This window comes from Acinetobacter sp. 1566109 (assembly GCF_000582255.1).
GTDB classification, from domain to species: Bacteria; Pseudomonadota; Gammaproteobacteria; order Pseudomonadales; family Moraxellaceae; genus Acinetobacter; species Acinetobacter nosocomialis.
The window spans coordinates 22505-41467 of the sequence record NZ_JEYB01000033.1 but is presented as its reverse complement, the minus strand read 5'-3'; the positions used below and the strand labels follow the sequence as shown (position 1 = coordinate 41467).

The following is an 18963-nucleotide window of genomic DNA, read 5'->3' as shown; positions in this document are numbered from 1 at the left end:
CGCACCTCAGCGTCAGTGTTAGGCCAGATGGCTGCCTTCGCCATCGGTATTCCTCCAGATCTCTACGCATTTCACCGCTACACCTGGAATTCTACCATCCTCTCCCATACTCTAGCTAACCAGTATCGAATGCAATTCCCAAGTTAAGCTCGGGGATTTCACATTTGACTTAATTAGCCGCCTACGCGCGCTTTACGCCCAGTAAATCCGATTAACGCTTGCACCCTCTGTATTACCGCGGCTGCTGGCACAGAGTTAGCCGGTGCTTATTCTGCGAGTAACGTCCACTATCTCTAGGTATTATCTAAAGTAGCCTCCTCCTCGCTTAAAGTGCTTTACAACCATAAGGCCTTCTTCACACACGCGGCATGGCTGGATCAGGCTTGCGCCCATTGTCCAATATTCCCCACTGCTGCCTCCCGTAGGAGTCTGGGCCGTGTCTCAGTCCCAGTGTGGCGGATCATCCTCTCAGACCCGCTACAGATCGTCGCCTTGGTAGGCCTTTACCCCACCAACTAGCTAATCCGACTTAGGCTCATCTATTAGCGCAAGGTCCGAAGATCCCCTGCTTTCTCCCGTAGGACGTATGCGGTATTAGCATCCCTTTCGAGATGTTGTCCCCCACTAATAGGCAGATTCCTAAGCATTACTCACCCGTCCGCCGCTAGGTCCGGTAGCAAGCTACCTTCCCCCGCTCGACTTGCATGTGTTAAGCCTGCCGCCAGCGTTCAATCTGAGCCATGATCAAACTCTTCAGTTAAAATCATTTTGCACCTTATTTATAGACAAGGTGCCAATTCTGGCTCATCAATTACTGACTTAAATTTCGCTCAAATAAACTTCGAGTAATTTAAACCAATCAATCAATGAAAATTATTTCGATTAATCAATCAGTAAAAATCCACACAAGTTGTTCTTCAATTCTCTTAATGATTTTTCTGCTCCTCGTCAGAGACAGATCCAACACAATACTAAGCTTTTATCTTAACCCTGTAAGCTAAGATATTCTTGTGTATCGCGTCGGGATGAGTGCATTATAGGGAAAAAAAACCGGTACGCAAGCACTTTTATAAATATCCATGCTCGACCGGTTCTTTTTCAGTCAAATAAATTTAAAAAATAATTTAAGTTATTGATTCATATATTTAATTTATTTTCCCATTGTTTTGATCTTTATATCTACAATCTTTATAGGCTGTTTTGGTACGTTTTGATGCATGCCATAGTTTGATGTAGGAACCTGAACAATACGGTCTACTACATCCATTCCTTTTACAACTTTACCAAAAACGGCATATCCCGGATTTCCCGGTGAACGGTTAAGAAATTTATTATCTGCGACATTTATAAAAAATTGGCTAGTAGCTGAATCTGGATCTGATGTACGAGCCATCGCTAAAGTACCACGTGTATTTGCAATACCATTTCCTGCTTCGTTCTTAATAGGTGCTCGTGTTGTCTTTTCCTGCATATTTGCAGTCATGCCACCCCCTTGTGCCATGAAACCAGGAATCACACGATGAAAAATTGTTTCTTTATAAAAACCAGACTTTATATAGCTTTTAAAGTTATTCACACTAATCGGTGCTTTATCGTCATACAACTCTATTTCGATGTTGCCTAAATTTGTTTGCATCTCAACTAAGCTATTAGCCCATACTGAGTGACTACTTAGACCTAGACAAAACAACATCAATAACTTTTTCATATTTTCCTACAATAAGTTTTATAAAAAGATAATTATTAAATTTAATCATCTACAGCGAAGAATTCTAGTGACTATTTATTAAGAATTTTTAAGTCTATTTGTTTATTTAATCCATGTTCCACGTGAAACATGGATTATTGAATTTACTTAACTATTTTTATCCCAAAATTTTCTGAAGTTTTTACTAATTTCGATAGTATGACGTTTGGCTTTTCTAGAAATTGGAGTCAGGTTAATAAAACCATGAGTCTGTTCCGGAAACTCTTCGTAATACATTTTTACGCCATTTTGTCTTAATTTATGACTATATATTTTCGCTTCATCATGTAGGACATCATGTCCAGCTGTAATCACAAAAGCTGGTGGATTTTTCTTTAGGTTGCCATAGGTGGGTGAAATAATTGGATCATCAAGTTCTACATTATGCTGAGTTGCATAATATTGTGTGACGTAATCAATATCGGTATTTGTTAAAACCAATCCTTCGTTATAGGCATAAAAAGAAGGATGTCTGCTTTTAAAATCTACTGTTGGATAGATAAGTAATTGTGCTTGTGGTGCATAAGCTTTATTTACTGATCTTTGCGCTACAACAGTACTAATATTTCCTCCTGCACTGTCCCCTGCAACCGCAATTCTATTTTTTAATATTTTTAATTGTCTGCGATTTTGATAAACCCATGCTAATGCATCTTCACATGACTGAATTAAATGTTGTGGTGAAACTTCCGGAGCAAGAGGATAGTCGATACTGAGGACCTGTACTTTTGCATATTTTGCTAATAAACGACAAACTTCATCATGAGTATCTAAACCACCTACAACAAAACCACCCCCGTGATAAAACACGATTAATGGCAGTTTCTTATTAGGAGTCGGATGATAATGTCTGGCAAAGATTGTGCCGCTTTGTAGTGGAAGACGAATATCTTCTACTGATTCAATATAAGTTGGTTTTTGACGTATGGCCTGCATTTGTGCATCAAACATTCTTCTTGATTGAATCGGATCAGAGCCAATGAAACCCACTCTCCCCTGTTTGATTTGCACAGCCATCATGCATTTCGTAAATGAATCGAGATCTGGGTATTGATAAGAATATCCTAAAATTTTAGCGAGAGACTCTTGGGCTAGTCGGGGTAACCTATCAAGTGCTCGAGCAGCAGGGCCTTGTCCCTTATCTAGCAATGTTTGAATTTTTTGATTAAATGCTGTCATGCCTGTCTCCTTGAATCCCTCTTATCCTTCATATTTTCTACAGAATTCTTTGTTGTTTGACTATATTCGCATACAACTCATGCAATCAAGATACAAAGGTAAAAACCAATCTACGCTAATCTGATTTATAGCAAATGTCATTAACAAATCTGTCGATTAAAACAGGACTTTTTTGCCAATTATTGTTAACAGACAAAAAGAGGGACTGCTATGTCAGCAAAACTAGTTGTTACTATGTTAGCAACCAGTCTTTTAACTGTAGGCTGTGTTGCTTATCCAGATGATCCTTATTATCGTGGTGGCGGATATGGTTACCATGATCATGATCGTCGCTATGATCGTGATGATCAACGTCGATATAATGATTGGGAACGAAAACGTTGGGAAGAGCGTCAACGAGTATATGAACAACAACGTAAAGACATTCGTGAACAAGAAAAAAATCGTCGTGAATGGGAAAAAAGGCACCGTGATTGGGATAAAAAACGGGTAGAAAATCGAGATCATGATCGTCGAGATTATCGTCACGATGATTAAACTCACTAAGATATAAAAAGCCCCAAAGAGATAAGTCTTCTGGGGCTTTTTTGAGGAATATAAATTCTCTCTAATTTATAGAAAAATGAGTAGCAGCTCATTTCATATATGTATCGGCATCATGAACATATATGTTCTATAAACTCATATCTCTTATTTTTAGCAGTGTATTACTGAGCAGTTGCAGAACCTGAAACTGAACCAGAAGCACCAGCGTCTACTTGACCAGGTTGTGCTTGACCAGAAACACCTGCATCGATACCAGCACCAGCATGTACGCCAGATGGGCTAGCACTTGTTTGAGCAGAACCAGAAGCGTTTAAACCAGCTTCTGATGCACAACCAACAGCTGTAAGAGCAACACCAGCAAGTACTACAGAGATAAGACCTAATTTTTTCATGATTGCTTTCCTTTCATTACGACAAACGTTTAAATGCAAAGTTCATCTTCGCGCTGCCTATAATTCACAATTTTTTTTCTGACGTGCGTATCATTGGTTGTCTTTTGTAGTAATAGAAGTACAAATTCTGCAATTTTTTATTAAATTCATTTTTTTAATATGACCAACCTAATTTATAAATTAAACCATAGATAAACGATTGTTTAATTTTATCAATTTTTTCTTTTCATTCTGCTTGGCCGTTATATTTAAAATTTTTCCATTTATAGAAACGCTATATAAGGTACATAGACTGTTACAGAGCTTTTTGGCCCTTAAAAGTGGTTTTTCATAAAAAAGCCGCGAATGATCACGGCTCTTTTAAAAGTGAATACGGCTTAAATGTTAAATTATGGCCACTGCATTTCACCTTTTACGACCTTAGCCCCTAACTCTAAGCTATCCACGCTTTGAAGTGTTGGATATTGCTTTTGCATGAGTTTGCTCAACTCAGTAGCATTTTTAGTTGCTTTAGCTGCTTTTTCATAGCTATTTAAATAATTAATTGAAAAGTTAACAGCATCTAGGCCTTGTGGTGCGCCTTCTACCATATGAGCAGGTACGACAATTTTAGGTTGAAGGGCTTTAATGCTTTCTAAAGATTGAATGACTTCCACACGATCTTTGGTTTTAGGGGTATCGGCCATCCATAAATGAATGCCTGAAGATACCGGAATACCACCCACAACTGCTTTTGCAGAAGGAACCCATAAATAAGTAAGCTCTTTTTTACCTTTAATCTCGATTGATTCATTCTCAAGTTTTAAAGTTTTAGCAGTGTAAGCTTGAGGCACAATAATTTGGCTAGGTGCATTTGCACCCATTTGTGGCCCCCAATATTTAACTTTAAGCGCTTGAGTATCCTGAATATGCTTTACTGTTTCCGGCGTAGCAATGATCTGTACATTCGGGAAATACTGTTTAAATACGTCTAAGCCGAAATAATAGTCCGGGTCACCATAGCTTACAAAAATAGTTTTTAATGTTTTACCGCTATCAAGAATATTTGCAGCAATACGTAAAGCTTCAGATTTTGAAAATTGTGCATTAACCAATAAAACTTCCTTATCCCCTTCTATTAAGGTTGAAGTCACACCGAAGTGTTCTGGTTTAGCAAGAAAACTCTGAATTTTCAATTCTTGAGCAAAAGCTGACTGAGCCATGGTTAATGCTGTAGCAGTAGCCAGTGCGGAAGCGGTTAATTTAAATAATTTCATTAGGTATTCTCCTGTTTCATGAAGAACACTTTAAATTGCAATTTATGTAAGATAAACGCACTAATTTAAGATAAACTGTTGCATATATTGTAATAATAGCTAGACATATGGATACTTTAAAAGCGATTCAGGTCTTTGTTTCTATTGCACAACATGGCAATTTGACCAAAGCAGCCGAGCATCTTAATTATTCTCGTGCCATGGTTTCGCGTTATCTTGAACACCTTGAGCATACGTTCTCAACTCGACTTTTCCAAAGAAATACCCGAAAAATATCTCTTACTCCAGCAGGTGAGAAAGCTCTACTCTACTGTGAAAATATTTTACAACAGCAGTTACTCTTACAAGAACTCGCTGCACCTGAGCAGCATAATGGAACAATTCGTTTTACGTGCGGTTTATTTTTGTTTGAACTGGGGGTAGCAGAATGTATTCGACAGTTTAAACGTCAACATCCACATATTGATTTTGATGTTTACTTAACTGAAAACACCATGGATCTTATCGATGCACAAGTAGACTTGGCGTTACGTATCACTCAAAAGGTGGCCGATGGTTTAATTGCACGACCCGTTTGTCAAATCGAGTCTGTGTTCTGTGCTCATCCTGATTATTTGAAACAGCACAGTCCCCTGCTCCATCCTCGTCAACTTATTCAACATGAATGTATTGCTCATCACAGCCAACATCAATACTGGACACTTTTTGATAATGAACAACAGCCTCAGAACTATCCTTTAAATGTCACTTTTAAAAGTAATGATGTGAATGCGCTTTACGATATGTGCTTACACGCACAGGGAGTCGCAATGTTACCTACTTTATTAGTGGAGAAGGATTTAAAAGAAAAACGTCTAACTCCTTTATTTAAAAACTTTACGGCCCCTGAGTTAAGTTTGTCGGTCGTGTATGCTTCTAGACAGCATTTACCTCGAATTACTCAAGAATTTATAGCTTTTATGATTGAAAAGCTGGATTTTTACTTAAAACCGCAAAATTAAAGCTTTAAATTGCCGTGTACGCTTGAATTTTTAGGCAATGCCCATACTTCATCCCTATTAATGAATTACAGCATATGCATGGCAGTTCAGGTTTTACGCAGTAAATACTGATGCCAAAAAGGACTGTACATGTTTAAAAACCCATTTAAACGGAGATCATCAATGGCTAATGAGCAAAATGAGCAAGCTCAAGACATTCAAAATGAGCAAGCTGAGCAATCTAACGAGCAAACTCAGGCTGAAAGTGTAGAGCAAGCAAACGACGTTACCGTTGAATCTTTACAAGCGCAAATCACCAAACTAGAAGAAAATCTTAAGCTTGAAAAAGCTCGTACTGCTAATGCAGTTTACGAAGCACAAAAAAGCGTAGAGCGTATTCAACGTGAGTCTGAGAAACATAAAGAGACTGTACTTGAAAAATTTGCCAAAGAATTGTTGGACTCTGTCGACAATTTAGAACGTGCAATTCAGGCAGCTGGTGGTGAAGAAACACCTGTACTTGAAGGTGTTAAGTTAACCTTAAAGTCACTGTTAACGACTCTTGAGAAATTTGGTGTTGTAGAAGCTGATACTCAAAATGGTTTCAATGCAGATTTACACCAAGCTGTTGGCATTGACCCAAATGCCAAAGCCAATGAAATCGGCACCGTTTTACAAAAAGGCTATACCTTAAATGGTCGCTTGTTGCGCCCTGCTATGGTTATGGTTGGTCAATAAAATGAGCAAAAGCGAAGCATCGCTTCGCTAAAAGCACAAAATTTGAGAGTTTTTTGATTTTTTTTCATAAAAATGCTTGAAAAAAACCGATTGACTCTCATATCGAATAACAAGCAAAAACATTGCAACAGAATTTTAGAGGAACACACCAAATGGCGAAAATTATTGGTATTGACTTAGGTACTACCAACTCATGTGTTGCTGTACTTGAAGGCGATAAAGTAAAAGTAATCGAAAACGCTGAAGGCGCACGTACAACTCCATCGATCATTGCTTATAAAGATGGCGAGATCTTAGTTGGCCAAAGTGCTAAGCGTCAGGCAGTAACAAACCCTAAAAATACATTATTCGCGATCAAGCGTTTAATTGGTCGTCGTTATGAAGATCAAGCAGTACAAAAAGACATCGGTCTTGTACCATATAAAATCATTAAAGCAGATAATGGTGATGCTTGGGTTGAAGTAAACGATAAAAAATTAGCACCTCAACAAATCTCTGCAGAAATCTTGAAAAAGATGAAGAAAACAGCAGAAGATTACTTAGGTGAAACAGTAACTGAAGCGGTAATTACCGTTCCTGCTTACTTTAACGATGCTCAACGTCAAGCAACTAAAGATGCGGGTAAAATCGCTGGTTTAGATGTTAAACGTATCATTAACGAACCAACTGCTGCTGCACTTGCGTTCGGTATGGATAAAAAAGAAGGCGACCGTAAAGTTGCAGTTTACGACTTAGGTGGTGGTACATTCGACGTATCTATCATTGAAATCGCGGATCTTGATGGCGACCAACAAATTGAAGTGTTATCAACTAATGGTGATACTTTCCTTGGTGGTGAAGACTTTGATAACGCATTAATTGAATACTTGGTTGAAGAATTCAAGAAAGAACAAAGTGTGAACTTGAAAAATGATCCACTTGCGTTACAACGTTTGAAAGAAGCTGCTGAAAAAGCAAAAATCGAGCTTTCTTCATCAAATGCAACTGAAATCAACCTTCCATACATCACTGCTGATGCTTCTGGTCCTAAACACTTAGTGATCAACGTAACACGTGCAAAACTTGAAGGTTTAGTTGCTGATTTAGTTGCTCGTACGATTGAACCTTGTAAGATTGCACTTAAAGATGCTGGTCTTTCGACTTCTGACATCTCTGACGTAATCTTGGTTGGTGGTCAGTCTCGTATGCCGCTTGTACAACAAAAAGTACAAGAATTCTTCGGTAAAGAGCCACGTAAAGACGTGAACCCTGACGAAGCAGTTGCTATCGGTGCTGCAATTCAAGGTGCTGTATTATCTGGTGACAAGAATGACGTATTACTTCTTGACGTAACACCATTAACTTTAGGTATTGAAACAATGGGCGGTGTATTAACACCAATCATTGAGAAAAACACTACGATTCCTGCGAAGAAATCACAAGTGTTCTCTACTGCTGCTGATAACCAACCAGCTGTAGATATTTCAGTTTACCAAGGTGAACGTAAGATGGCTCAACAAAACAAATTGTTGGGTAACTTCCAATTAGGCGATATCCCACCTGCTCCACGTGGTGTGCCGCAAATTGAAGTATCGTTTGACATCAACGCTGACGGTATCTTGAAAGTATCTGCGAAAGATAAGAGCACTGGTAAAGAGCAATCGATTCAGATTAAAGCAAACTCAGGTTTGTCTGATGCTGAAATCGAAGCAATGATTAAAGATGCTGAAGCGAATGCTGAAGAAGACCGTAAGTTTGAAGAACTTGCAAAAGCTCGTAACGAAGCTGATGCATTAATTTCAAGCTCGAACAAAGCTGTTAAAGATCTTGGTGACAAAGTGACTGAAGATGAAAAAACAGCGGTAAGCACAGCAGTTTCTGAACTTGAAGCAGCAACTAAAGAAAATGACGTTGACGCAATTAAAGCGAAAACTGAAGCTTTACAAAACATTTTGATGCCGATCACTCAACGTGCTTATGAACAAGCACAACAAGCTGGTGGTGCTGAAGGTTTTGATCCTAATGCATTCCAAGGCGGTGATGCTGGTCAACAAAAAGCTGATGATGGCGTTGTAGATGCTGAATTTACAGAAGTAAAAGATGACAAAAAATAATTTGTCTCTTTAAAAAGACCGCGCGAAAGCGCGGTTTTTTTATGAGTTACAAAAAGAAACAATTATTGTTTTTATATCAATTTGGTTATTTTGCAGTCAAAATAGTCAATTATTAAAATTAACTTTTTATTATTTATAATTATTTTAAAAAATTAAAATCACTGTTATTAAATCCATTAAATTTTCCATTAGTGCCAAATAAATAGATTTATCCCTTCCCCTTTCTTTAGCAAGATCACAAAATGATCGCCTCCTTTGGTCTCCTTTATCACTTTGACGGATCCGAATTACTTACTAACAATAAGAATTTATTTGTATTTTTATTTTTGCCATGAAAAAATTTCTATGGTGGGGAATGAGCTTTTACTTAAGTATGAGCTTACACACAGTTGCTTTAGCTCAAAGCCATTTATCAACTATTTCTTTTAATCAACCTCTAAAATACAAGATTGATTATATAGATCCACGCTTTCATATTACCAAGGAACAATTTGTTCAAATTGGCAAAGAAGCTGCTGAAATTTGGCAGAAAGAAACTGGAAAAACTTATTTTATTTATGACTCACAAGCAGAGCTTACAATTAATTTAGTATTTGATGATTATCAAACTGCTCAAAATGAAAGAAAAATTAATATAAATAAGTTATTACAGCAGCAGGAAGAATGGCGGGAGAAAAATAAAGCTGTTCTTTTATCTAAACAACAAATAGAGGAGGAAACTACTCTTTTGAATGAAGCCAAAGTCCAGCTTAATAATAGATTTGAACAATATCAAAAGGATGTAACTATCTTTAACCAAGGAAATGTTGGGAAATTTAATCAAGCTGATTTAATTAAACGTCAAGCTGAGCTAACCAGATTATCATTAGATTTAAAAACAAAATTTTCTCATCATAGTAATAAAATAGAAACTCTTAATGCGCAAATTAAGCAAATAAATCAACAACAAAACATGCTTAATCAAGCTATCAAGGAATTTAATTTAAGCACAACTGATCGTCCTGAGACTTTTCATAAAGGCTTATTTAGTCAAAATCAAATTCAGATTTATGGCTTTAATTCATTTGATGATTTGCGTTTAACACTTGCCCATGAATTTGGACATGCATTGGGACTAAAACACACTACTGACCCTAAATCTTTGATGTACCCTCGTTTAAAGGAACAAGATATTCATAACTTCAAATTAACACATTCAGATTTAGATTTACTGAGTTCAACTTATAGTTCAAATGACAAAAATCATTAAAACTAACTGATTAAATAAACTAAATAAAATAAAAACTGTTCAAATTTTACTAACAAATAATTTGGCAAATGGTAAAAAATAATGAGACCAAAGTCTCATTTATTTATCGAAATTGTATATTTTTTGATTGATTTTTCATTTTATCTTCTTATAATACGTTTTTTTTAAAATCTCCCCCCTGACGACTATGCGCTTAACATCTTTGTTATTAGGCTTGGCTTTTGCTTTTTCTAATTTTCAGGCCAATGCTCATCTTGCAACTCCTGTAAACACTCAAGTTCAGCAAAAAAATGCTCAACATTTAACATATAGAATTGCTGAAGTTGATCCTCGTTTTGGTTTAAGTCAAGATCAATTGATTCAGATTACTCAGCAAGCTGCTGATATCTGGAAAGAAGGTACAGGTAAAAATTACTTTACTTATGACCCAAATGCAAAGTTAGAAATTCGTCTTGTATACGATGATAGCCAAAATCGTTCAGCAGAGCGTCAAAAAATTTCTGCTCAGTTTAAGCAAGATCAACAACGTGTAATTGATGAACAGCAGCAAATTAAGCAGTTGAAGCAAAATTTAAGTCAAACTCAATCTGATCTTGAAAACAAAAAACAGATCTTAAATGAGAAGTTGAAAAATTTTGATCAACAAATGATGCAGTTTAACGAAGGTAAATTAGCACCTGAATACACAGCAAAATCTCTTGCGAAGACTCAGAAAGATTTACAGAAGCAAACTGTTTCTTTGAAGAAAGATATTGCCGCTTATAATCAGCAAGCTGCAGATTTAAACAAAAAGGTTAATCACTTTAATCAGATTAACGATCAGTTCAATCAATCTTTAAATCAGTTTAAGCAAAATGCCCAAGCTGATGTATTTAAGAAAGGGATTTATAACGGTAAACAAATCACAATTTATGAGTATAGCTCAATTGATGATTTACGTTTAACGATTGCTCATGAATTAGGCCATGCACTAGGCTTAAAACATAGCGATCAACCGGGTGCCCTAATGTACTCAGTTCGCAAAGACAGCAATAAAAAAAGTAATGTTTTAACTGATGCTGATCGTGATCTATTAAACGCTTTACCTCAATAATTAGTTATGAGACATAACGATGTATCTATTTTATAAATAGATACATCGAAATTCATGTCAAAGTCATGTTATTGTGGTTGTAAGAGCCGTCTAAAATAGAATGGAGATCAAGATGAGTTATTATCATATCCTGATTGAAGTAAATGACCACATTAGTACGATTGAACAAACTCGAGATATCGAACTATTTGATATTATTGAACTTAAACCGTACCTTCATTCTATTTTGTTGCCTTACTTTAACGAGCAAGAAATTGAGCTTGAAGATGAAAATATTGAATATAAAGATATTTTACATCTTGAAGTTAAACAGACTTTACTGCCTATCGAACATTTAATTGAAGAAGAACAGAAGCAATTACCAAGTGACACTGATGTCACTATTACTGCTTATGAAATCTTTAATGATCGCGACCTAAGCCAAGATGTCACTTCAGTTATTTTTGATATTTTAGAAGCAGTAAAGCTAGATCAATCCATAATTTAGTTATTCAATAAAAAAGGTCTGCATATGCAGACCTTTTTATTTAATGCCTTATTGCATCATTTTTCGTGCTTGTTCCTGACGGAATGCACGTAAAATTTGTTGCCCTGCCCGTCCTGTTGGATTTAAACCTAAACGGGTTTGCTCCTGACGTATAGCAACACGGGTTTTATCTCCAATCAGTCCATCAACAGCACCAATATCATAACCACGATTAATCAAAAATTGCTGAATCTCACGACGCTCTGCGCGAGAAGTACCAGGGTCATCTGTTGGCCAAGAAGCAACGAATGGTTTCCCACCTTTTAAACGATCAGATAAATGTGCAATTGCAAGTCCATAACTTTCTGCTGCGTTATAGCTATAAATAGCATCAAAATTTTTAAATACTAAAAAGATTGGACCACTTGCTCCTGCAGGCGCCATTAACCCAGCTGGTGTGCTACCAGATAATGCACCTTGAATTAATGGTGTACCATCAATTCGGGTTACCCCACGTGAACTCCAGCTACTCAATGGCTTTTTAGAGCGACGCCCTTCTCCATCAATTGACATACCTGATGGAATTTTGACTTCAAAGCCCCAAGGCATACCAGTTTGCCATCCAGCTTTATTCAAGAAATTAGCCGTAGATGCCAATGCATCTGCTGTGCTAGATACTAAATCACGACGACCATCACCATCAAAATCAACAGCTAAGCGTTCATAAGTTGATGGCATAAACTGTGTATGTCCAAAAGCGCCAGCCCATGAACCTTTAAGTTGATCTTCGGTTAAATCACCGCGTTGCAAAATACGCATAGTGGCAAAAAATTCTGTCCGGAAATAACTTTGCCGGCGCCCTTCACAACTTAATGTTCCAAGTGCCTGCAATAAAGGATATTTTCCAGAAATATCGCCAAAATTACTTTCAACGCCCCACACTGCCACAATTGTTTCAGGCGGTACGCCATAAACTTGAGAGGCACGATTTAAAACATCACGATATTGCGCTAATTTTTGTTTCCCAAGCTCAACACGTTCTTCATCTACAAGACCAGATAAATAGTCCCAAATTGGTGTCGAAAACTCTGGCTGATAATTTAACTTATCAATTACTGAGTAGTCCGGCGTTAAATTTTGTGTATAACGGTCATACGTGCTACCCGAAACACCCGCAGCAATCGCTTGCGAACGTAAATTTGCCAAACAACTCTGAAAATTATTATTAGGCGTGTAAGTATTGCTATTCGTTACAGGAACTGTTGCATTACTAGATATTGTAGAAGTAGAACCATTAATTATCAGCTCTGCTTGAGCCTGAGTCATTGTCAAAAATATAGACCCAACAATACAAGAAAAACGTCGCATATTATCCTAGTTCAATTTTTAAATTTAAATTTGTCTTTACCATACCATTATGGACTCAAAATTTTCAGAGAGAAATCGTAAATTTGAATTCATAATTCCTTCTTTAAATTCATTTCCGGAGTTTTAAATTCAAATTTTGCATCCAGTTTTAAATTTAAAACTTCCAACATCAGATTAATTATTTTTAAATTCAAAAATCGCGTCCATACTTTAAATTCAAAACATCAGTTTAAATTTAAATATTCAAACCATAAACCAACTGTGGATAACTTATAAAACCACACACTAAAACTGCCGAAATCCCTATATTCTCTGTATCTTTCATCATCTTTATACGCTACAAGCCCCTCACCACTCATGGATACATGTTTTAAATTTAAAAGTTAGATATAGTTTTGAATTCAAAATACCACTCAGATAACATGCATCTTTTTAAATTCAAAACGCACATAAGCTAGAGACCCGATTTAAATTCAAACTTTAGGTATTGGGGATAACTTATTTTAAATTCAAAATCAGGACCTTCATTTAAATTTAAAAGCTCAACAAAAGTTATCCACAGTGAGCAAATAACAGGTTTTTAATATTTTTTAAATTTAAAAGACAAAAAAAGCGATCCGAAGATCGCTTTTTTGCAAATTTTAACTGAATTAAATGGTCATATCAGCTGTTAATGCGAGTGGTTCTGGCAAAATTTTCGCTAATTGACGGCATAAATTCGTCAATTCATTACTATCCACAGGCATTAACGTAATGTGGCCTAACTTACGGCCAGCACGTTCTGATTTGTTATAAAGGTGCAGATGAGCGCCATTTAGTGCTAAAACATCTTCAGTTTTAGGATGCTGACCAATAATATTGATCATGACCGTTGGTCGAACAACGTCTGTTGAACCTAATGGTAACCCTGCAACAGCTCGAACATGGTTTTCAAACTGCGAACATACAGCGCCTTCAATTGACCAGTGACCTGAGTTATGCACACGTGGTGCCATCTCATTTGCACATAGGCCTTGTTCTGTCACAAATAGCTCGAGAGTTAACACGCCAACGTAGTTGAGATGATTCAACAAACGCGTAATGTAGTCTTGAGCAACTGGTTGTAGAGCTTCACTGTTCGGTGCAGGCACGATTGAGTGCGACAAAATACCGTTGTGATGGTGGTTTTCAGCTAATGGCCAAGTCTTCACTTCACCATTTTGACCACGTACTGCAATAATCGAAACTTCGCGAGAAAACTTCACAAAGCTTTCAGCAACTAAGCTTTTTGCAGGACCAAGCTCTGCCCAAGCTGTATCAATTTGGTCTTCTGAACGAAGTACAAACTGACCTTTGCCGTCATATCCACCAGTTGCTGTCTTGAGCACAATTGGTAAACCAAGCTCAGCAACAGCTTTTTTTAAGCTTTCTAGGCTGTCTACAGCACGATACGGCGCAACAGGAATCGCAAGTTCATCAAATAATGCTTTTTCTGACAAACGATTTTGTGCAGTTGCTAAAGCAATACGGGGAGGGTGCAATGTTTTGGTTTGTGTTAAAACATCTACGTCCGCAACCGGCGTATTTTCAAACTCAAGACTGAAAACATCAGCACTTTCAATAAACTGCTTTAAACCTTGTTCATCTTGGCTAGAAAAAACTTGGCCTAAAACACCTGCTGGACAATCTGTATTTGCTTCAAAAAAAGTACATTGAATATTTAATGGTAAAGCTGCTTGCGCCATCATACGGCCCAATTGCCCACCACCAAAAATACCGATAGTTTTATCCATTTCAGCCTCTTAAACCTGTCCCGGAATATTGTTGCTTGCAACTTTATCAGTTTGCGCAGCACGGAAATCTGCAACATTTTTTGCAATTTCAGGACGAGTTAAACCTAAGATTTGAGCAGCCATAATCGCAGCATTAGTCGCACCAGCTGGGCCAATTGCCAAAGTACCGACTGCAATACCTGCTGGCATTTGTACGATTGAAAGTAATGAATCTACACCATTTAAAATTGATGATTTAACTGGTACACCCAACACAGGTAAGTCAGTTTTTGCCGCACACATACCCGGTAAATGCGCAGCGCCACCAGCGCCTGCAATAATCACTTGAATACCGCGATCACGCGCAGTTTCTGCGTATTCAAATAAACGGTCTGGCGTACGGTGAGCAGATACCACTTCCGCTTCAAATGGGACACCAAGCTGTTTAAGCATATTGGCAGTATGTTCAAGCGTTGCCCAATCGGACTGGGAACCCATGATAATTCCGACTAAAGGTTGGGTATCTGTTGCGACCGCGTTCATTGGCATTTCCAAAGCGTAAAAATGGTAAAAACTCGACTTGTACCAAGCCAAGCATGAGAGAAAAAGATGAGGCCAATATTATAGCTGTTTTTTCACTCACCCCAAAGCCCAAGTTTATGAGGAAAAAGCGTGAATCCGATGGATTTAACAACGATCTGTCTGAAAACCCAATTTCAAATAATTTTACTGGCTTCTAAATACAAAATAGACACAACCAAACAAGCATAACATGGCCCAAACATAGTCTAATTTAAACGGCTGCTTAAACAGCAACACCATAAATGGTACAAATACAATGAGGGTAACCACTTCTTGGGTAATTTTCATTTCACCCAAAGTCCAGTTTTGATCACTCAAGATTCGAGTTGCTGGAATCATAAAACTATATTCCAGTAGGGCAATAATCCAACCGAATAAAATCGCTTGCCAGAATGGAGCATGGTGCAAAAACTTAAGATGCCCATACCATGCAAGTGTCATAAAACAGTTCGAAATAATTAATAGCACAAAAGCTAAAACCGTTGGGCTCAAAGGCACATCCTTCATCGTCACGATGATTTAAGTATTAATATGGATCAAAAACATTATAAAAGATAAAACTATAATTCAGCTTAAATCTAAAAAATAAAGCTGTACTTTTATGAGTGCCTCAAACACATAGAACAACAACGAATTTTGACTATCTTTTCCAGTTGAGCCTTGCTATCGTTGCTGGCAAATTTATCAATAATGAAAACACAGTAATTCACATTAATACTGTGTACAAAAGCAGTGGAGAAGGCGAGCAATGCATCTGCATATCTTGGGTATTTGTGGCACTTTTATGGGCTCTTTAGCACTTTTAGCTCGTGATTTAGGACATAAGGTAACAGGTTCCGATTCAAATGTTTACCCGCCAATGTCTACCCAGTTAGAAAATGCAGGTATTGAACTCATGCAAGGCTATGACCGTAGTCATTTACAGCCTCATCCAGATTTGGTCATTGTCGGCAACGCTATGAAACGTGGTATTGATGCCGTCGAATACATGCTCAATGAAGGCCTGCCATATATTTCTGGTCCACAGTTCCTTGCTGACCACGTTTTACAAGGCAAACATGTCCTTGGGGTGGCGGGTACTCATGGAAAAACAACCACAACAACCATGTTGGCTTGGGTACTTGATCAGGCTGGTTTAAACCCAGGCTTTTTAATTGGTGGTGTGCCACTTGGTTTTAGTGAAAGTGCTCGTTTAGGCGGTGGCAAATACTTCTGCGTTGAAGCCGACGAATATGACTCAGCTTTCTTCGATAAACGTTCTAAGTTTGTTCATTATCACCCAAAAACGGCGATTTTAAATAACCTTGAATTTGACCATGCCGATATTTTTGATGACCTAGCAGCAATTCAAAAACAGTTCCATCATCTGGTTCGTACTATTCCAAGTGAAGGCCGTATTATTGCTCCAATTACCGAAACTCATATTGATGAAGTACTTGAAATGGGCTGCTGGACACCAGTGATTCGTACAAGTTTAGAAGCAAATGAAAAAGCTGCTTTATCTGCCGAATTAATTTCAATCGATGGCAGCCATTTTAAAGTCCTCGAAAATGGTCATGTTGTTGGTGAAGTGAAATGGAACATGACAGGGCAACACAGCGTAGCAAATGCTTTGGCAACCATTGCAGCCGCTCAACATGTGGGTGTTTCGCTTGAAAAGGCTTGTGACGCTTTATCTAACTTTGGCGGTGTAAAACGCCGTATGGAGTTACTCGGTACAGTGAATGGTATTGAGGTTTATGATGACTTCGCTCACCATCCAACAGCAATTGACACGACTTTGGATGGCGCACGTAAACGTTTAGGCGAACGTCGTTTATGGGCCATTATTGAACCGCGTTCAAATACCATGCGCATGGGTAGCCATAAAGATGGCTTGGCACATTCAGCACGCTTAGCAGATGACGTTATCTGGTACCAGCCAGAAGGTTTAGACTGGGATTTACAACCTGTAATTGAAGCTGCTTCAAACCGTGCTCAAGTCAGCCGTTCACTTGATGAAATTATTGACCGTATTGTCAATGAAGCAGGTGAGGGCGATGCTGTGGTGATTATGTCTAATGGCGGCTTTGGTGGCTTACATCAAAAACTTATAAGCGCATTAAAAGCAAAAGCTGCTTAACTTTCGCTCTAGATGATTCAATAAAAAACGGGTTTCAAATTGAAACCCGTTTTTTTAGTTTAATGGTTTTTAAACCTGCTTTGGCTCTATATCTTCTATAAATTTATTCGAGATGAATAAACGTAAGGTATAGACGATACCCATTGCAAACACGCTATATCCCACGTTATTACAAATGAATGGAATACATAAAATAATAAGCGCGGTAATAGGATAAAACCATTTAGAAATTCCAGCTAAACACTCAAACTCGTATAACATCCAGATACAGGTGGTATAAAGCACCACACTCACAGCAACAATCACACCCATATATAAATCAGAGATATGTGCATGATGGGTCGTGACATCCACGGCGGCGGCAAGCGCAGCACCCACCGCAGCAATACTTACAAAAACAAAATAATGGCCATAACCCCATACAAATGGGCGTACACCTTTAAAATGATGATGCTGTTCACTACGATCAAAGTAAGCCCACCACATTGCGAACATGAGCATCAATCCACCAATCATTAAGAAAACGGCTGGAATATTGATAGATTGAGCCGCAAGCGCATCACGTATGGCATTAAAACTACCTACGATTGATTCGCCCAAAACAATAATAGTGAGGAGAGCATAGCGCTCTACAATATGATGAGGATGCCACGGCGTAGGCGAATGTTTTTCTGCATAGATGGGAACAAATAACTCGAACACAACTAGACATAAAAATAGAGGTATAGAAAGGACATGAGCAAAGTTAGCTACAAGCCAGCCAATTTGTACTAAGACTATACCTATCGCATAGCGGTAAGCCGTAACTCGCCGTTCAGGATCATGTTTTGCTGCTCGGAGCCACTGGGTGACTAAAGCCAAGCGCATAATCACATAGCCCACAATAATGATGTCAAAGTCCTGACTACGAAACACATCAGGTATACCTGCGGCCATCACCAATGAACCTACAATCTGTACAAAAGTAAGGCACCGATACAATGCATCATCATTATCGTAAGCTGAAGCGAACCATGAAAAATTCATCCATGCCCACCACAGCGCAAAAAATACCATCAGGTAGCTTGGCAGAGCATGCCATAGATGATTTTCAATAATCGCATGATGTAACTGCTGACCCGCTGTGGCAATCGCAACCACAAAAATTAAATCGAACAATAATTCAAGGGGAGTCGCTGCTCTATGCGGCTGTTTTGGATCTCTTGGAGATAAAGGCCTCAAACTTAATTTTTTCTGTTTTTCTTGAGTAGTCATAAAATTAACGTTCTCGAATAAAGTGCCAACACGTTAACACTTTAATATTAACGTCCAGATCACGCATTAAAAATTATTCAGGTCTGATGATTAATCTTTACTCATCAATAAACTATATTTCATTTTTGTGACAATTCTTTATCAAGA

At 37.9% G+C, this 18963-nt stretch carries 14 protein-coding genes, 1 rRNA gene and 3 pseudogenes; 8 read left to right on the top strand and 10 right to left on the bottom strand.

Annotated elements, in window-relative coordinates; genetic code table 11:
- From J582_RS0104935 to J582_RS17765, 3 genes are all read right to left on the bottom strand, one after another.
- Nucleotides 1-760 (bottom strand): 16S ribosomal RNA (locus tag J582_RS0104935); the annotation flags it as partial.
- Nucleotides 761-1150: 390 nt separating this feature from the next.
- Entirely contained in the window at nt 1151-1708 is a 558-nt protein-coding gene (locus tag J582_RS17770) for a peptidylprolyl isomerase (RefSeq protein ID WP_004711225.1), read from the bottom strand.
- A 147-nt stretch (nt 1709-1855) separates the two neighbouring features.
- On the bottom strand, nt 1856-2926 hold the full coding sequence (locus J582_RS17765; RefSeq protein ID WP_023188037.1) for an alpha/beta hydrolase: 1071 nt from the start codon (nt 2924-2926) through the stop codon (nt 1856-1858).
- A 210-nt stretch (nt 2927-3136) separates the two neighbouring features.
- Between J582_RS17765 and J582_RS17760 the strand changes: the two genes are divergently transcribed.
- Complete coding sequence (locus J582_RS17760) at nt 3137-3463, top strand: hypothetical protein (RefSeq protein ID WP_002051871.1); 327 nt, start codon at nt 3137-3139, stop codon at nt 3461-3463.
- Between the two features lie 170 nt (nt 3464-3633).
- On the opposite strand, the gene J582_RS17755 is transcribed toward J582_RS17760, so the two are convergent.
- Nucleotides 3634-3864, bottom strand: a complete 231-nt coding sequence (locus J582_RS17755; protein ID WP_002051903.1) for a hypothetical protein — start codon at nt 3862-3864, stop codon at nt 3634-3636.
- 389 nt (nt 3865-4253) lie between these two features.
- On the bottom strand, nt 4254-5120 hold the full coding sequence (locus J582_RS17750) for an MBL fold metallo-hydrolase (RefSeq protein WP_004711232.1): 867 nt from the start codon (nt 5118-5120) through the stop codon (nt 4254-4256).
- 107 nt (nt 5121-5227) lie between these two features.
- Here J582_RS17750 and J582_RS17745 point away from each other — a divergent pair.
- The 6 genes and pseudogenes from J582_RS17745 to J582_RS17720 all read left to right on the top strand — a co-directional run bounded on the left by J582_RS17745 (nt 5228) and on the right by J582_RS17720 (nt 11760).
- A pseudogene (locus J582_RS17745) lies at nt 5228-6155 on the top strand (LysR family transcriptional regulator).
- A gap of 128 nt (nt 6156-6283) precedes the next feature.
- Nucleotides 6284-6838: a nucleotide exchange factor GrpE gene (grpE, locus tag J582_RS17740; RefSeq protein WP_002051954.1), complete on the top strand. Its 555-nt coding sequence runs from the start codon at nt 6284-6286 to the stop codon at nt 6836-6838.
- A 152-nt stretch (nt 6839-6990) separates the two neighbouring features.
- Nucleotides 6991-8931 (top strand): molecular chaperone DnaK, encoded by a 1941-nt coding sequence (dnaK, locus tag J582_RS17735; RefSeq protein ID WP_004884231.1) that lies wholly within the window; start codon nt 6991-6993, stop codon nt 8929-8931.
- Between the two features lie 331 nt (nt 8932-9262).
- Nucleotides 9263-10180, top strand: a complete 918-nt coding sequence (locus tag J582_RS17730) for a matrixin family metalloprotease (RefSeq protein WP_004884233.1) — start codon at nt 9263-9265, stop codon at nt 10178-10180.
- 81 nt (nt 10181-10261) lie between these two features.
- Nucleotides 10262-11273, top strand: a pseudogene (locus J582_RS17725) (M57 family metalloprotease).
- Between the two features lie 100 nt (nt 11274-11373).
- Nucleotides 11374-11760, top strand: a complete 387-nt coding sequence (locus J582_RS17720; RefSeq protein ID WP_006581484.1) for a hypothetical protein — start codon at nt 11374-11376, stop codon at nt 11758-11760.
- Nucleotides 11761-11808: 48 nt separating this feature from the next.
- On the opposite strand, the gene J582_RS17715 is transcribed toward J582_RS17720, so the two are convergent.
- The 4 genes from J582_RS17715 to J582_RS17700 form a co-directional block, all read right to left on the bottom strand.
- Nucleotides 11809-13107, bottom strand: coding sequence for a lytic murein transglycosylase (locus J582_RS17715; RefSeq protein WP_004711242.1), 1299 nt, complete (start codon nt 13105-13107; stop codon nt 11809-11811).
- Nucleotides 13108-13757: 650 nt separating this feature from the next.
- Nucleotides 13758-14879: a 5-(carboxyamino)imidazole ribonucleotide synthase gene (locus tag J582_RS17710; RefSeq protein ID WP_004884239.1), complete on the bottom strand. Its 1122-nt coding sequence runs from the start codon at nt 14877-14879 to the stop codon at nt 13758-13760.
- A gap of 9 nt (nt 14880-14888) precedes the next feature.
- Entirely contained in the window at nt 14889-15401 is a 513-nt protein-coding gene (gene purE, locus J582_RS17705; protein ID WP_000994663.1) for a 5-(carboxyamino)imidazole ribonucleotide mutase, read from the bottom strand.
- A 183-nt stretch (nt 15402-15584) separates the two neighbouring features.
- Nucleotides 15585-15947, bottom strand: coding sequence for a DMT family protein (locus J582_RS17700; RefSeq protein ID WP_004711246.1), 363 nt, complete (start codon nt 15945-15947; stop codon nt 15585-15587).
- Nucleotides 15948-16188: 241 nt separating this feature from the next.
- Here J582_RS17700 and mpl point away from each other — a divergent pair, with 241 nt between their 5' ends.
- Nucleotides 16189-17562, top strand: a complete 1374-nt coding sequence (mpl, locus tag J582_RS17695) for a UDP-N-acetylmuramate:L-alanyl-gamma-D-glutamyl-meso-diaminopimelate ligase (RefSeq protein WP_004884241.1) — start codon at nt 16189-16191, stop codon at nt 17560-17562.
- Nucleotides 17563-17631: 69 nt separating this feature from the next.
- On the opposite strand, the pseudogene J582_RS17690 reads toward mpl, so the two are convergent.
- Nucleotides 17632-18883, bottom strand: a pseudogene (locus tag J582_RS17690) (low temperature requirement protein A).
- Between the last annotated feature and the right edge of the window lie 80 nt (nt 18884-18963).

Coding starts and splice junctions, on each gene's coding strand:
- J582_RS17770 (WP_004711225.1), bottom strand. CDS start 1,708: ATGAAAAAGTTATTGATGTTGTTTTGTCTAGGTCTAAGTAGTCACTCA.
- J582_RS17765 (WP_023188037.1), bottom strand. CDS start 2,926: ATGACAGCATTTAATCAAAAAATTCAAACATTGCTAGATAAGGGACAA.
- J582_RS17760 (WP_002051871.1), top strand. CDS start 3,137: ATGTCAGCAAAACTAGTTGTTACTATGTTAGCAACCAGTCTTTTAACT.
- J582_RS17755 (WP_002051903.1), bottom strand. CDS start 3,864: ATGAAAAAATTAGGTCTTATCTCTGTAGTACTTGCTGGTGTTGCTCTT.
- J582_RS17750 (WP_004711232.1), bottom strand. CDS start 5,120: ATGAAATTATTTAAATTAACCGCTTCCGCACTGGCTACTGCTACAGCA.
- grpE (WP_002051954.1), top strand. CDS start 6,284: ATGGCTAATGAGCAAAATGAGCAAGCTCAAGACATTCAAAATGAGCAA.
- dnaK (WP_004884231.1), top strand. CDS start 6,991: ATGGCGAAAATTATTGGTATTGACTTAGGTACTACCAACTCATGTGTT.
- J582_RS17730 (WP_004884233.1), top strand. CDS start 9,263: ATGAAAAAATTTCTATGGTGGGGAATGAGCTTTTACTTAAGTATGAGC.
- J582_RS17720 (WP_006581484.1), top strand. CDS start 11,374: ATGGAGATCAAGATGAGTTATTATCATATCCTGATTGAAGTAAATGAC.
- J582_RS17715 (WP_004711242.1), bottom strand. CDS start 13,107: ATGCGACGTTTTTCTTGTATTGTTGGGTCTATATTTTTGACAATGACT.
- J582_RS17710 (WP_004884239.1), bottom strand. CDS start 14,879: ATGGATAAAACTATCGGTATTTTTGGTGGTGGGCAATTGGGCCGTATG.
- purE (WP_000994663.1), bottom strand. CDS start 15,401: ATGAACGCGGTCGCAACAGATACCCAACCTTTAGTCGGAATTATCATG.
- J582_RS17700 (WP_004711246.1), bottom strand. CDS start 15,947: ATGAAGGATGTGCCTTTGAGCCCAACGGTTTTAGCTTTTGTGCTATTA.
- mpl (WP_004884241.1), top strand. CDS start 16,189: ATGCATCTGCATATCTTGGGTATTTGTGGCACTTTTATGGGCTCTTTA.